At 67.8% G+C, this 12,737-nt stretch carries 17 protein-coding genes; 11 read left to right on the top strand and 6 right to left on the bottom strand.

The window, feature by feature from the left end:
• Positions 1 to 8: 8 nt before the first annotated feature.
• From AC0662_RS33455 to AC0662_RS33435, 5 genes are read right to left on the bottom strand one after another with little or no spacing between them, the layout of a single operon-like run.
• Positions 9 to 203 carry a hypothetical protein gene (locus tag AC0662_RS33455; RefSeq protein ID WP_452204609.1) on the bottom strand — a complete coding sequence of 65 codons (195 nt, stop codon included), beginning with the start codon at positions 201 to 203 and terminating at the stop codon, positions 9 to 11.
• Between the two features lie 55 nt (positions 204 to 258).
• Entirely contained in the window at positions 259 to 1,086 is an 828-nt protein-coding gene (locus AC0662_RS33450; RefSeq protein WP_452204608.1) for a carbohydrate ABC transporter permease, read from the bottom strand.
• Positions 1,083 to 1,994 carry a carbohydrate ABC transporter permease gene (locus tag AC0662_RS33445; protein ID WP_452204607.1) on the bottom strand — a complete coding sequence of 304 codons (912 nt, stop codon included), beginning with the start codon at positions 1,992 to 1,994 and terminating at the stop codon, positions 1,083 to 1,085. Before AC0662_RS33445 ends, AC0662_RS33450 begins: the two co-directional genes overlap by 4 nt.
• Positions 1,995 to 2,008: 14 nt before the next feature.
• The gene (locus AC0662_RS33440; protein WP_478305670.1) at positions 2,009 to 3,298 is read right to left on the bottom strand and encodes an ABC transporter substrate-binding protein; all 1,290 of its coding nucleotides are present in this window, start codon (positions 3,296 to 3,298) and stop codon (positions 2,009 to 2,011) included.
• A gap of 5 nt (positions 3,299 to 3,303) precedes the next feature.
• A complete protein-coding gene (locus tag AC0662_RS33435) occupies positions 3,304 to 4,287 on the bottom strand; it encodes a carbohydrate kinase family protein (RefSeq protein WP_478305668.1) in 984 nt (327 codons plus the stop codon).
• A gap of 125 nt (positions 4,288 to 4,412) precedes the next feature.
• Between AC0662_RS33435 and AC0662_RS33430 the strand changes: the two genes are divergently transcribed.
• On the top strand, positions 4,413 to 5,165 hold the full coding sequence (locus tag AC0662_RS33430) for a DeoR/GlpR family DNA-binding transcription regulator (protein ID WP_387776855.1): 753 nt from the start codon (positions 4,413 to 4,415) through the stop codon (positions 5,163 to 5,165).
• Positions 5,162 to 6,508: a 6-phospho-beta-glucosidase gene (locus tag AC0662_RS33425; RefSeq protein WP_478305666.1), complete on the top strand. Its 1,347-nt coding sequence runs from the start codon at positions 5,162 to 5,164 to the stop codon at positions 6,506 to 6,508. The genes AC0662_RS33430 and AC0662_RS33425 overlap by 4 nt, the downstream gene beginning before the upstream one ends.
• A gap of 36 nt (positions 6,509 to 6,544) precedes the next feature.
• Here AC0662_RS33425 and AC0662_RS33420 read toward each other — a convergent pair whose 3' ends face one another.
• A complete protein-coding gene (locus AC0662_RS33420) occupies positions 6,545 to 6,760 on the bottom strand; it encodes a hypothetical protein (RefSeq protein ID WP_478305664.1) in 216 nt (71 codons plus the stop codon).
• 191 nt (positions 6,761 to 6,951) lie between these two features.
• On the opposite strand from AC0662_RS33420, the gene rpsP reads away from it, so the two are divergent.
• From rpsP to AC0662_RS33375, 9 genes are all read left to right on the top strand, one after another.
• Entirely contained in the window at positions 6,952 to 7,467 is a 516-nt protein-coding gene (rpsP, locus tag AC0662_RS33415; RefSeq protein ID WP_452204603.1) for a 30S ribosomal protein S16, read from the top strand.
• A 5-nt stretch (positions 7,468 to 7,472) separates the two neighbouring features.
• The gene (locus AC0662_RS33410) at positions 7,473 to 7,724 is read left to right on the top strand and encodes an RNA-binding protein (protein WP_131292053.1); all 252 of its coding nucleotides are present in this window, start codon (positions 7,473 to 7,475) and stop codon (positions 7,722 to 7,724) included.
• A 73-nt stretch (positions 7,725 to 7,797) separates the two neighbouring features.
• Complete coding sequence (rimM, locus tag AC0662_RS33405; RefSeq protein ID WP_452204602.1) at positions 7,798 to 8,346, top strand: ribosome maturation factor RimM; 549 nt, start codon at positions 7,798 to 7,800, stop codon at positions 8,344 to 8,346.
• Position 8,347: 1 nt separating this feature from the next.
• On the top strand, positions 8,348 to 9,544 hold the full coding sequence (trmD, locus tag AC0662_RS33400; RefSeq protein WP_478305661.1) for a tRNA (guanosine(37)-N1)-methyltransferase TrmD: 1,197 nt from the start codon (positions 8,348 to 8,350) through the stop codon (positions 9,542 to 9,544).
• Between the two features lie 205 nt (positions 9,545 to 9,749).
• Positions 9,750 to 10,109, top strand: a complete 360-nt coding sequence (gene rplS, locus AC0662_RS33395; RefSeq protein WP_452204600.1) for a 50S ribosomal protein L19 — start codon at positions 9,750 to 9,752, stop codon at positions 10,107 to 10,109.
• A 140-nt stretch (positions 10,110 to 10,249) separates the two neighbouring features.
• A complete protein-coding gene (lepB, locus tag AC0662_RS33390) occupies positions 10,250 to 10,879 on the top strand; it encodes a signal peptidase I (protein ID WP_452204599.1) in 630 nt (209 codons plus the stop codon).
• Positions 10,876 to 11,640: a signal peptidase I gene (lepB, locus tag AC0662_RS33385; protein ID WP_452204598.1), complete on the top strand. Its 765-nt coding sequence runs from the start codon at positions 10,876 to 10,878 to the stop codon at positions 11,638 to 11,640. The genes lepB (AC0662_RS33390) and lepB (AC0662_RS33385) overlap by 4 nt, the downstream gene beginning before the upstream one ends.
• Positions 11,641 to 11,691: 51 nt before the next feature.
• Positions 11,692 to 12,390 (top strand): ribonuclease HII, encoded by a 699-nt coding sequence (locus tag AC0662_RS33380; RefSeq protein ID WP_452204597.1) that lies wholly within the window; start codon positions 11,692 to 11,694, stop codon positions 12,388 to 12,390.
• On the top strand, positions 12,387 to 12,710 hold the full coding sequence (locus AC0662_RS33375) for a DUF2469 domain-containing protein (RefSeq protein WP_012922325.1): 324 nt from the start codon (positions 12,387 to 12,389) through the stop codon (positions 12,708 to 12,710). Before AC0662_RS33380 ends, AC0662_RS33375 begins: the two co-directional genes overlap by 4 nt.
• Positions 12,711 to 12,737: the final 27 nt, after the last annotated feature.

The raw sequence follows: 12,737 nt of genomic DNA, 5'->3' as shown, positions 1-12,737 counted from the left end.
GAACGGATTTAGATGGCGCGAGCGACGTACACGGTGCGGGGTGGGTCGTAGTCGACCACGACTACCTGCGTCCCCACCTCGATCACCTCGTCGGTCGCCGGGTAAGCGTAGAAGGCCTCGGTTGCACCCCGGATCGGCAGCATCACCTCGCCGACGATCCCGGGTGCGATCCGGCCGATCACCCGCCCCCGTTTGCCTACCATGTGCCCCTCCGACGTACAGCTGCTGCTCTGGGTTCCGGCAGCTTACATCGGTCCGTCAGCCGCGGACGGCGCCTTCGGTCGCGCCCTTGATGAACTGGCGGGCGAAGAGCGCGAAGACGACCACCAGCGGGATCATCGCCAGCAGCGCGCCGGTCATCACCATGCTGTAGTCGACGCCGTGCGAACGGTTCAGCGTGGACAGTGCGACCTGCAGCGTGACGTGGTTCGGGTTGGTGAGCACGATCAGCGGCCACATGTAGTCGTTCCACGAGCCCACGAAGGTGAAGATGCCGAGGAACGCCAGCGCCGGACGGGCCGACGGCAGCGCCACGTGCCAGTAGGTACCGAAGAAGCCGCAGCCGTCCAGCGTCGCGGCCTCGACCAGCTCGTCGTGGATCGAGTTCTTGAAGTACTGCCGCATCCAGAAGATCCCGAACGCGTTCGCGGCGCCGGGGATGATCAGCGCCTTCAGCGAACCGACCCAGCCGAGGATCGCCATCGTCTGGAACTGCGGTACGGCGGCCAACTGCGCCGGCAGCAGCATCGTCGCGAGCAGGATCACGAACAACGCGTTCCGCCCCGGGAACCGGAACTTCGCGAAGGTGAACGCGGCCAGCGAATCGAAGAACAGCACCAGCAGCGTGGTCGAGATCGCGACCGTCGCGGTGTTCGCCATCGACTGGAAGAACGCCACGTTGTCGAGCACGTGCCGGACGTTCTCGAGGAAGTGTCCGCCGAAGGTGAACTTGGGCGGGAACCGGTAGATGTCCGCGGTCGTGTTCGACGCCATCAGGATCGTCCACACGAACGGGAACAAGAAGATCAGCAGGGCCAGGATCAGCGCGCCGTGCAGGGCGATCCCGCGCAATCGGTACCGGGTCATCGGTCCTCACTCCCGCCGCGGAAGATCCGCCAGTTGATGGCCGTGAACAACAGCACCAGTACGAAGATGCTGAGCGCGATCGCGGCGGCGTACCCGTAGTCGTTGTCCAGGAACGCGGCCCGGTAGAAGAACAACACCACGGTCATGCCGCTCTGCCCGGTGCCGCCGCTGTTGCCGACCATCACCTGCGGCTCGGTGAACGTCTGCAGCCCACCGATCGTCGACATGATGACGGTGAACAGTACGACGGGACGCAGCTGCGGCAACGTGATCGAGAAGAACGTCCGCACCGCACCGGCCCCGTCGACCTTGGCGGCCTCGTACTGCTCCTTCGGGATCGCCTGCAGACCGGCCAGATAGATCAGCGTGTTGTACCCGACCCACTGCCACACGATCATCGTCGAGATCGCGATCTTGATGCCCCACGGCTGCCCGAGCCAGTCCTGTTCCGGGATGCCGAGCGACCGCAGCGCGGCGTTCACCAGGCCGAAGTTGGTGCTGAAGATCGAGCTGAAGAAGATCGCCATCGCGACCAGCGAGGTGACGTTCGGGACGAAGTACGCGATCCGGTAGACGTTGGTGAACCGGACCGCGGACTGCAGCATCACCGCGAGCACCAACGCGAGCACCAGCGTCGGGACCGTCGACATCAGGAACAGTACGACGGTGTTCTCCAGCGCCTGCCAGAACGTCGGGTCCTTGACCAGGAACGCGAAGTTGTCGAGGCCGGTGAACGTCCGCGCGTTCAGACCGTCCCAGCGCTGGAACGCCAGCACGATCGTGGACAGCATCGGGTACAGCCCGAACACCGCGAACAGTACGTAGAACGGCGACAGCGCCAGGTAGAACCGCCAGTACGACCAGATCCGCCGGGTCGGTGCTTGGGCCACCCGTTCGGCAGCCGCCATCGTCGCCGCTACTGTCACTGCACGCCCTGACGTTTGGCGATGGCCTTGGACTTGGAGACGGCTGAGGCCCACGCGGCGTCGGAGGTCTTGGCGCCGGACTGCACGGTCTTGAGCTCGTCGTGGAACGGTGCGGCGACCGAGTCGTCGTACGGGCTCTGGTACGCGACCGGGATGGTCTTCGCGGCCGGGCCGAAGACGTCGATCGGCACCTGGCCACCGAAGAACTTGTCCGCCGCCTTGAGCTGCGGCTTGTCGTACGCCGCCGGCGTGGACGGGAAGATCTGTGCGTCGGCGAACGCCTTGGCCTCGTTGTCGGGGCTCAGCATGTACTTGATCACGTCGAACGCCTTCTGCGGGTCGGCCGCGTTCTTGGTGATCGCGAGGAACGAGCCGCCGAAGTTCGCCGCACCACCCGGCGTCGGCGCCAGCCGCCACTTGCCCGCGCTGGTCTTGACCGCGGACTTGATGTCCAGCGCGACCCACGCCGCACCGATGTGCGCGGGCACCGTGCCCTGGTCGAGGCCGGCGTTCCAGTCCGGCTTGCCGCTCGGCGTCTTGCCGTCGATCTTCAGCGTCATCGCCTTGACCGAGGTGTCCCAGGCCTTGCGGATGTGGTCCTGGTCGCCGACGAACTTGTTGTCCTTGTTGATGTACCGCTCGGTGCCCTGTCCGACCACCATGTCGTAGAGGTCGGTGGCGTCCCAGACGAGCAGCGCCTTCGGGTTCTTGCCCTTCAGCTCGACACCGGCCGCGAAGAAGTCGTCCCAGGTCTTCAGCTGGTCGGCCACCTTCGCCGGGTCGCTCGGCAGACCGGCCGCCGCGAAGATGTCCTCGCGATAGTACAGCGCGGTCGGGCCGACGTCGATCGGCAGGCCGATCACCTTGCCGTCCAGTGTGGTGGCCTGCTTGACCTTCCAGTCCAGGTAGTCGCCGAGGACCGAGTCCGCGCCGATCGTCTTCAGGTCGACGAAGCGCTCGGCCTGGGGGAGCAGCGAGGCGATGTCCTCGCCCTTCAGCCCGGTGATGTCCGGGATCGACGTACCGCCGTTGAACGTGGTGACGAGCTTCTGCTTGAAGTCGCCGCCGATCTCGGAGTACTTGATCTTCGGGTCCGGGAAGTGCGCGATCGTGTCGTCGAGCACCGACTTGCCGAGGCCGCCCGGCCAGCACCACATGGTCAGTTCGGTGGCGACGTTCTTCTTCGCGGGTGCCCCGGCGTTGTTCATCCCGGACGAGCAGCCGACGAGCGAACCTCCGGCCACGGCCGCGAAGCCCCCGAGCAGCGTCCGACGTGAGAGCTCCATGGTTCTTACCTTCCTGAGTGTGCGCTGATCAGCGCCTGGAGGTGGTGGTCTTCGGGGTGCGCGGCCTGCCAGGCCGCGAGGTCGTCCCAGCGCGGCGCGGCGTCCGCGCCGCCGAGCCGGGTGACGGACAGCGCCGCGGCCAGGGCGGCGAACCGCACCCGCTGCTCCAGCGGCAGCTCCCAGAGCGTGGCGGCGATGAAGCCGGCGGCGAACACATCACCGGCCCCGGTGGTGTCCGCCGCCGGGACCGGATACGCAGGTACGGCGACGCGCTCGCCGGTCCTCGCGTCGAGGGCTTCCGCGCCGTCGGCGCCGTTCGACACGACGACCAGCGGGACCTTCGTCGCCAGTGCTTCGAGTGCCGCGCCGGGTGACGTGGTCCGGGTGTAGGCCAGCGCCTCGTCGGCGTTCGGCAGGAACACGTCGCAGTGCGCGAGCTGATCGAGCACCGCCGGGTCCCATTCCTCGGTCGGGTCCCACCCGACGTCGGCGAACACCACGCTGCCGGCCGCCTTCGCCTTCGCCAGCCACTCGTTCGGCCAGGGGCCGATGTGGGCGGCGACGGCCCGGGCGACCGGCGGCGTGGTGATCAGCTCGTCGGCCGACAGCAGGGGAGGGGTGCCCCGCGTGACCAGTGCCCGGTCGTTGTCATAGGCAAGGGCCACTGTGAGCGGGGTCTGCCAGCCGGCGAGTCTGCGGGAGAGTGACAGATCGACGCCCTCGTGGTCGGCGAGCCGGCGCCAGACCCGGTCGCCGAGGTCGTCCGCGCCGAACACCGCGGCCATCCCGGTGCGCAGCCCGAGCCGGGCCAGCGCGACCGCGAAGTTCGCGATCCCGCCCGGGCTCTCGTGCGACTCGGTGGCCCAGACCTCGGTGCCCGGCCGGGGCGGCGTGGGCAGGCCTAGCACGAGGTCCTGGAAGACCAGACCGGACACGACGACATCGAAGACATCCGAGACCGCACCATCCGAGACGTCCAGTTCGTGCATCGTCAGCACACTCCTGCAGGGTCGATCAAACTCGTGCATGAATCTTGAAACTCTTGCACGGGATCCGCAATACCTGATCACAACTTTGACTGAAAATGACGGAGTTTGCGTGATACGGTCTGCGTGTGTTGCCGAAGCAGCGTCAGGATCAGATCGTTCGCGCGCTCCGGGCCGATGGGGCCGGGGGCGTCAAGGTGCTGGCCGAGAAGCTCGGCGTCAGCGAGGCGACCATCCGCCGCGACCTCGAGCAGTTGCACGCCGAGGGCCGCCTGACCCGGGTGTACGGCGGTGCGCTGGCCGTCGACGGTGGCGACGAGCCGTTCGCCGACGTGAACGCCGTCCATGCCGAGGAGAAGGACCGGATCGCGCGCCGCGCCGCCGAGTTGGTGGCCGACGGCGAGTCCGTCCTGCTCGACATCGGTACGACGGCACTTCGCGTCGCGCAGCACTTGCACGGGCGCTCGTTGACGGTGGTGACCAGCAACCTCGCCGTACTGGAGGAGTTGCAGAACGACGAGCAGGTCGAGCTGATCGTGCTCGGTGGGTTCGTGCGGCGCAGCTACCGGTCCCTGGTCGGGTACCTGACGGAGGAGAGCCTGCGGCAGATCCACGTCGACTGGCTGTTCCTGGGGACCAGTGGTGTCCGGCCCGACGGCCGGGTGATGGACAGCACGATGATCGAGGTGCCGGTCAAACGAGCCATGATCAAGGCCGCCGATCAGGTGGTGCTGCTCGCCGACCGGACGAAGTTCCCGGGGCACGGGGTTGCCCGGGTGTGTGAGCCGGGGGAACTCTCCATGGTGGTGACCGAGCCCGGCGCCGACGAGGCGACCAGGGCCCAACTGACCGAGGCAGGAGTGCAGGTGGTGCTCGCGTGAGACTGACGATCCTGGGCGGGGGCGGCTTCCGCGTGCCGCTCGTGTACCACGCCTTGCTGGGCGACCGCGGCGCCGGACGGATCACATCCGTCGTCCTGTACGACGCCGATCGCACCCGACTGTCGGCGATCGCTGCCGTGCTGCATCAACAAGCAGCCGGTATCGCCGACGCTCCCGTCGTGACTGAGACGACGGATCTCGACGAGGCGCTGCGCGGTGCGGACTTCATCTTCTCCGCGATTCGGGTTGGTGGACTCGAGGGTCGGACCGTCGACGAGCGGGTCGCGCTGGACCTCGGCGTACTCGGGCAGGAGACGGTCGGCGCCGGTGGGATCGCTTATGGACTGCGGACGCTTCCGGTCGCCGTACAGATCGCCCAGCGCATCGCGGCGGTCGCACCGGACGCGTGGACCATCAACTTCACCAACCCGGCCGGCATGGTGACCGAGGCGATGATTCCGTACCTGGGCGACCGGGTGATCGGTATCTGCGACTCCCCGTCCGGACTGGGGCGTCGGGCCGCGCTGGCGCTCGGAGTGGATCCGTCGACCGCGTTCTACGACTACGCCGGGCTGAATCACCTCGGCTGGCTGCGTGGGTTGCGGTCCGGTGGAGTGGATCGGCTGCCGGACCTCCTGCAGTCGGCTGATGCGCTGTCCTCGTTCGAAGAGGGCCGGCTGTTCGGTGCGGAGTGGCTGCGTTCGCTCGGGTCGATTCCGAACGAGTACTTGCACTATTACTACTTCGCGCGCGAGACGCTGGCCGCCGTACAGGGTGTGCAGCAGACGCGCGGCACGTTCTTGCTGGCGCAGCAGTCTGCTTTCTACGCCGAGACCGGGGAGCATCCCGGGCAGGCGTTGGAGTTGTGGCAGAAGACGCGGGCCGAGCGTGAGTCGACGTACATGGTGGAGAGCCGTGAGGTCGCGGACGCGGGGGAGCGGGACGAGCGCGACATGGCGGCCGGTGGGTACGAGCAGGTCGCGCTGTCGTTGATGCGGGCGATCGCGCACAACGAACGGGCCTCGCTGATCCTCAACGTCCGCAATCGCGGCGTACTGCGTCAGCTCGACGACGACGCGGTGGTGGAGATCCCGAGCACGGTGGACGCCAACGGTGCGCTACCGGTGGCGGTGTCGCAGCTGACCGACCATCAGGCCGGCCTGGTCTGTTCGGTGAAGGCCGTCGAACGAACGACCATCCAGGCCGCCGCGTCGGGCTCGCGGGACGAGGCGTTACGTGCGTTCGCGTGGCATCCGCTGATCGACTCGGTCACGGTGGCACACAAGCTGCTCGACACGTACGCCGCCGAACTCCCCGGACTCGCGCAGTTCATCAAGCACTGACCCGTTCGTTCCAGGGCTGTTCGGTAGCTTTATCGCTCAGCCCTTCGGTGCGAGGTTCCGTACGCCGGCCACCGCGCGGACGTCCAGCTCTTCGTCGAACGGCGCCTCGATCGCGTCGGCGACCGGGTGCTGCTGGCCGACGAACTCCACGCGCAGCGCCAGAGCGCCCCGGGCGAAGTAGCGGCGGCAGTACACCGCGTGACCACGAGCGAGCGTGCGGAGGGCGTCGGCCGGATCCTGCTCGTCGCCCACCAGGACTCCAGCAGAGCTGGAATTGGTTGGCGGCCGGGGAATCTGGCAGAATGTCAGGCTGAGTCCGTCCAGGTTTGTGCAGCCCTCTAACTCCACGGCCCGGTCGGCCCATCCGAGTGTTCACCCCGTTGTCCCCACGACGACCCGTGGCGCTCACCCAGACATGTATTTCCGAGGGAGACCCCACAAACGTGGCAGTCAAGATCCGTTTGAAGCGCATCGGCAAGAAGCGCACCCCGCACTACCGCATCGTCGTGATGGACGCCCGCACCAAGCGGGACGGCCGGGCGATCGAGGAGATCGGGATCTACAACCCGAAGACCGAGCCCTCGTTCATCCGCGTCGATTCGGAGCGGGCGCAGTACTGGCTGGGCGTCGGCGCGCAGCCGAGCGAGGCCGTCGAGGCGATCTTCAAGGCCTCCGGCGACTGGCAGCAGTTCAAGGGCCTGCCGGCCCCCGCGCCGCTGCGGGTCAAGGAGCCGAAGCGGGACAAGCAGGAGATCTTCAACGAGGCGCTGGCCGAGGCCCACGGCTCGCTGAAGACCGAGGCCGTCACCGCCAAGAAGACGGCGAAGAAGGCTGACAAGAAGGACGACGCCGCCGAGGCCCCCAAGGCTGACGAGGCGAAGGCCGAGGAGCCCAAGGCCGACGACGCCAAGGCGGAGCCGAAGGCCGAAGAGGCCAAGGCCGAGACCACCGAGGCCTGACGATGATGGAGACCGAGGCGCTCGAGCACCTGGTCCGAGGCATCGTGGACAACCCCGACGACGTCAGCGTCCGGGCCCGGAACCTGCGGCGTGGCCGCACCCTCGAGGTGCACGTCCACCCCGACGACATCGGCAAGGTGATCGGCCGCAACGGCCGTACCGCGACCGCGATCCGCACCGTCGTCGGCGCCCTCAGCTCCGAGTCCTCGCTGCGCATCGACTTCGTCGACGAGTTCAACCGGCGCCCGCGCCGCTGACTCGAGTAGTCCTGTGAAGGGCCGCACCCGGTCTGGGGTGCGGCCCTTCATCTCGTACAAAGGAGTAGTGCAGGTGTTGGTGACTGTCGGGCGGATCGGCCGCGCACACGGGATCAAGGGCGAGGTCGGTATCGACGTGCGCACCGACGAGCCGGACCGGCGGTTCGCGGACGGTGCGACCGTGGTGACGGAGGCCAAGGTGGCGCGCACTCTGACCGTGGAGTCGAGCCGCTGGCACAGCGGGAAGCTGCTGGTGAAGTTCGCCGAGGCGCCGGACCGGACCGCGGCCGAGCAGCTGCGCAATCTGTTCGTGCAGGCCGAGGTCTCGGACGACGAGCGCCCGGAGGACCCGGACGAGTACTACGACCGCGACCTGATCGGTCTCGCGGTCCGCACCACCGACGGTGCCGAGGTCGGAGCGGTGACCGACGTCGTGCACCTGCCGTCGCAGGACCTCCTGGAGATCCGCCGTACGGCGGGCAACATCGTGCTGGTGCCGCTCGTCGAGGAACTGGTCCCGGAGCTGAACCTGGACAAGCAGTACGTCGTCGTCGCCGACCGCCCCGGTCTGCTGGACCCGGAGGGCGCCGAGGTGGTCCAGACCGAGCCGGACGCCGACTGACATGCGTCTGGACGTCGTCACGATCTTCCCGGAGTACCTGGCCGCCCTGGACGTCTCGCTGGTCGGCAAGGCGGCCAAGAGCGGCCTGCTGGACATTCACCTGCACGACCTGCGCGAGTGGACCTACGACCGGCACCGGTCCGTCGACGACACCCCGTACGGCGGCGGCGCGGGCATGGTCATGAAGCCGGAGCCCTGGGGCCAGGCCCTCGATGCGATCGCGCCCCTCGACGGTCCTGCGCAACCCCGGTTGATCGTCCCGACACCGGCGGGGCGTCCGTTCACCCAGGACCTCGCTTATGAGCTCGCGGCCGAGCCGTGGCTCGCATTCGCCTGCGGTCGCTACGAAGGCATCGACGCGCGCGTCGCGGCGTACGCGGGGGAGCGGATGCGCGTCGACGAGGTGTCGATCGGCGATTACGTGCTGAACGGCGGGGAGGTCGCTGTCCTCGTGATGGTCGAGGCAGTCGCGCGCCTGCTGCCTGGCGTGATCGGCAACCCGGAGTCCCTCGCGGAGGAGTCGCACTCTGGCGACGGCCTGCTGGAGTACCCGGTCTACACCAAGCCGACGAGCTGGCGCGGACACGACGTACCCGAGGTGCTGCTGTCCGGGAACCACGGCCTGATCGCCGACTGGCGCCACGAGGAGTCGGTACGCCGTACTTCGGAACGCCGGCCGGATCTCCTGGCGGCCTGGGGCGACGCGCTCGCCGAGAAGGACGACGCCGACGCCGTACGGGTGCTCCCCGCAACAATCGCCGACGCCGGCGAGATCCACGTGCTGCAGTTGGCCGCGTTCCTGTCCGAGGCCCGGCTGTACGACGACTACACGATCCCGCCGCTCACCGCGGACGTCGCCGATACGGCGGCCCGCGTCGAGCGCGCGATCGTCCTGAAGGCAGTTGCGGGTGCTCGGATCGTCGGCGCCGTCCAGTTGACCGTCGACGGTTCGGTGGGCCACATCGAGCGCCTGGTGGTCGCACCGGACTGGCAGGGTCGCGGTCTCGGCGCCCGCCTCCTCCGGGCCGCCGAGCGACTCGCGCCCGCCGAGGTGACGTCGTACACGCTCAACACCGGTGCGCTGAGCGACCGGAACCTCGCGCTGTACCAGAAGGCGGGGTACCGCGAGACCCGGCGGGAGCCGCAGACGCCGAAGGTCGACCTGGTCCACCTCGCCAAGCGGCGCCGCCGGAAATAAGGCCGGTGATGGGCATCGGGTTCTCACCCTCTGCTGCCGGGGCGGCCTGATTTCGTCACGGTGTGGGGCGTGTGGCAAGATTGTCTGCTGCTGCCCTTCGGTGCTCCTGCCACAGGGGGTGACCACCGACCGGCAGCCTTTTGATGACTTCATCACCACCGAGAATCGTGGGTGACCTGTGGCACGCGCGAGAAAGAGACACCTGATGACCAACGTCCTGAACGAGCTGGACAACTCCAGCAAGCGCGATGACATCCCCGCCTTCCGCGCCGGCGACACCGTCAACGTGCACGTCAAGGTCGTCGAGGGCAACCGCTCCCGCGTCCAGGTGTTCAAGGGTGTGGTGATCCGGCGCCAGGGTGGCGGCCTGCAGGAGACCTTCACGGTCCGCAAGGTCAGCTTCGGCGTCGGCGTCGAGCGCACCTTCCCGGTGCACACCCCGATCGTCGAGAAGATCGAGGTCGTGACCCGCGGCGACGTGCGCCGCGCGAAGCTGTACTACCTGCGCGAGCTGCGCGGCAAGGCAGCCAAGATCAAGGAGAAGCGCGAAGTTCCGGCGTCCTGACGTCCTAACGACGACGGTCACCTATGGCGCCGAGCACTGCGACTCGCGCTCGCCCTCGCCCGGTCTCGAGGGCACGTCGCAGCAAGGGGCGGCACCGCAGGCTGAAGCAGCGGAATCCGCTGCTCAGCCTGCTCGTCGAGATGAGCACCGTCACGGTGCTCGCGCTCGTCATCACGGTGGTCCTGCGGTTGTTCGTCGCGGAGGCGTTCTACGTCCCGTCCGAGTCGATGTACGACACGCTGACGAAGGACGACCGGATCCTCGCCGAGAAGATCAGCTACCTGCACCGGGACGTCGACCGCGGTGACATCATCGTGTTCAAGGACCCGGCCAACTGGCTGAACGAGGCCGAGGCCCAGCCGGGCACGGTGCGCCGGATCGGTGAGTTCGTCGGCATCCTGCCGCGCAGCGGTGAGGGACACCTGGTCAAGCGGGTGATCGGGATCGGCGGCGACCGGGTGATCTGCTGCAACAAACAGGGGCAGATCACCGTCAACGGCATCCCGCTGGACGAGCGGGAGTACCTTTTGAAGGATGCCAAGCCGTCCGAGGTGCCGTTCAACGTGCTGGTGCCGGCCGGTCACCTGTGGGTGATGGGGGACAACCGCGCGCAATCCGCCGACTCCCGTGCCCACATGGGCGGTCCCGGCGGTGGATTCGTGCCGGTCGAGAACGTGGTTGGCCGGGCCTGTTGCGTAATCTGGCCGTCTGACCGGATGACGATGCTGCGTCCTCCGGATACCTTCAAGAAGCCGGGGCTGAAGAAGTGACCGATACACCGACCAAGACGGACGCCAAATCCGCCCACCGCTCGGGCTTCGGAGCGGCGGCCCGCGAGTTCGTGCTGATCGTGGTCGGCGCGCTGATCGTCTCATCGATCCTGCGGGCGTTCGTCGGGCAGATGTTCATCATCCCGAGCGAGTCGATGGAGAACACCCTGCTGGTCGGTGACCGGGTCGTGGTGGAGAAGCTCACCGATGTCAAGCGCGGTGACGTGGTCGTGTTCGAGGACCCGGGCGGCTGGCTCGGCCCGGAGGAGAGCGGCCAGAAGCGTGGCTCGATCGGCCGGTTCTTCGAGATCGTCGGCCTGCTGCCCGATTCCAGCCACGGCCACCTGATCAAGCGCCTGATCGGGATGCCGGGTGACAAGGTCGCCTGCTGTGACTCCAAGGGCCGGCTGCTGGTGAACGGTCAGCCGCTCGACGAGACCAGCTACCTCTACCCGGGTGACGCGCCGTCCCAGATGGACTTCCAGGTCACCGTTCCGGCCGGCAAGATCTTCGTGATGGGCGACCACCGGTCCGCCTCCGGGGACTCTCGCGTGCACCTCCAGGACGTCGACGCGAACGGTGGCAACCAGGGCGACGCGGCGTTCGTGCCGCTCGACAAGGTCACCGGGCGGGCGATCATGATCGTCTGGCCGGCGGGTCGCTGGGGCAAACTCGGCGTACCGGACACGTTCAAGTCGGTGCCGGCCGCCGGTCCGCCGCCGGACAAGCCCTCGATCTCCCTCACGCCACCACCTAAGTGAGCATCCGTCGCCTCTGTTATCTAGGGTGGACGGTGTGATGCGGAGGGCTGGATGAGCGCGCTACCGCGCGGAAGCACGGTACGGCGGGACGCCGGGCTGTACGGGTACGAGCGCGCCCTGCGCCGCGTCGGCCTGGACCCGATCGCGGGCGTCGACGAGGCGGGCCGTGGGCCGTGCGCCGGTCCGCTGGTGGCGGCCGCGGTGATCCTGCCGGACGGCAAGCGCGGTCAGATCCCGGGCCTGGCCGACTCCAAGCTGCTCACCGCGAAGGCGCGGGACCGCTGCTACGACGAGGTCCGCAAGCGTGCGCTGGCCTGGTCGGTGGTGGCCATCGAGGCGCCCGAGTGCGACCGGCTCGGCATGCACGTGGCGAACGTCGAGGCGCTCCGCCGCGCGCTGTTCCGGCTCGACGTCCGGCCGTCGTACGTGCTCACCGACGGGTTCGGCGTCGACGGGCTCGGCGTACCGGGTCTGGCGATCTGGAAGGGCGACCGCGTGGCGGCTTGCATCGCCGCGGCGTCCGTGATTGCCAAGGTGACGCGGGACCGGGTGATGGAGCACTGGGACAAGGAATACCCGCAGTACGGGTTCGGCATCCACAAGGGTTACTGCACCCCCGAACACCAGGCGGCGCTGGACGAGTACGGCCCGTGCCCACAACATCGACGGCGGTTCGAGAATGTCCGCCGCACTATGCGACCCGTTATGGGACAGAATGTGACCAGTCCCACCGGAGTGGAGAGCCGATGAGTGCAGACGACCTGGAAAAGTACGAGACCGATATGGAGCTCCAGCTCTATCGGGAGTACAAGGACGTCGTCGGGATCTTCAAGTACGTCGTCGAGACCGAGCGGCGCTTCTACCTGTGCAACGCGGTCGACCTGAAGGTCCGCACCGAGGGCGGCGACGTGTACTTCGAGGTGACCATGGCCGACGCATGGGTCTGGGACGTCTACCGTTCCGCCCGGTTCGTCAAGAACGCCAAGGTCGTCACGTTCCGTGATGTCAACATCGAAGAGCTCGCGAAATCCGACCTGGAAGTCCCGAAGGACTCCGACTTCGGTCGCTGAAGTTGTCCACAGGCGGAAAGTGAGGTC

The sequence above is a fragment of the Kribbella sp. NPDC043289 genome, from assembly GCF_056436705.1.
Note: the sequence above shows the minus strand (reverse complement) of the source record. Positions and strands in the feature narration are given on the sequence as shown.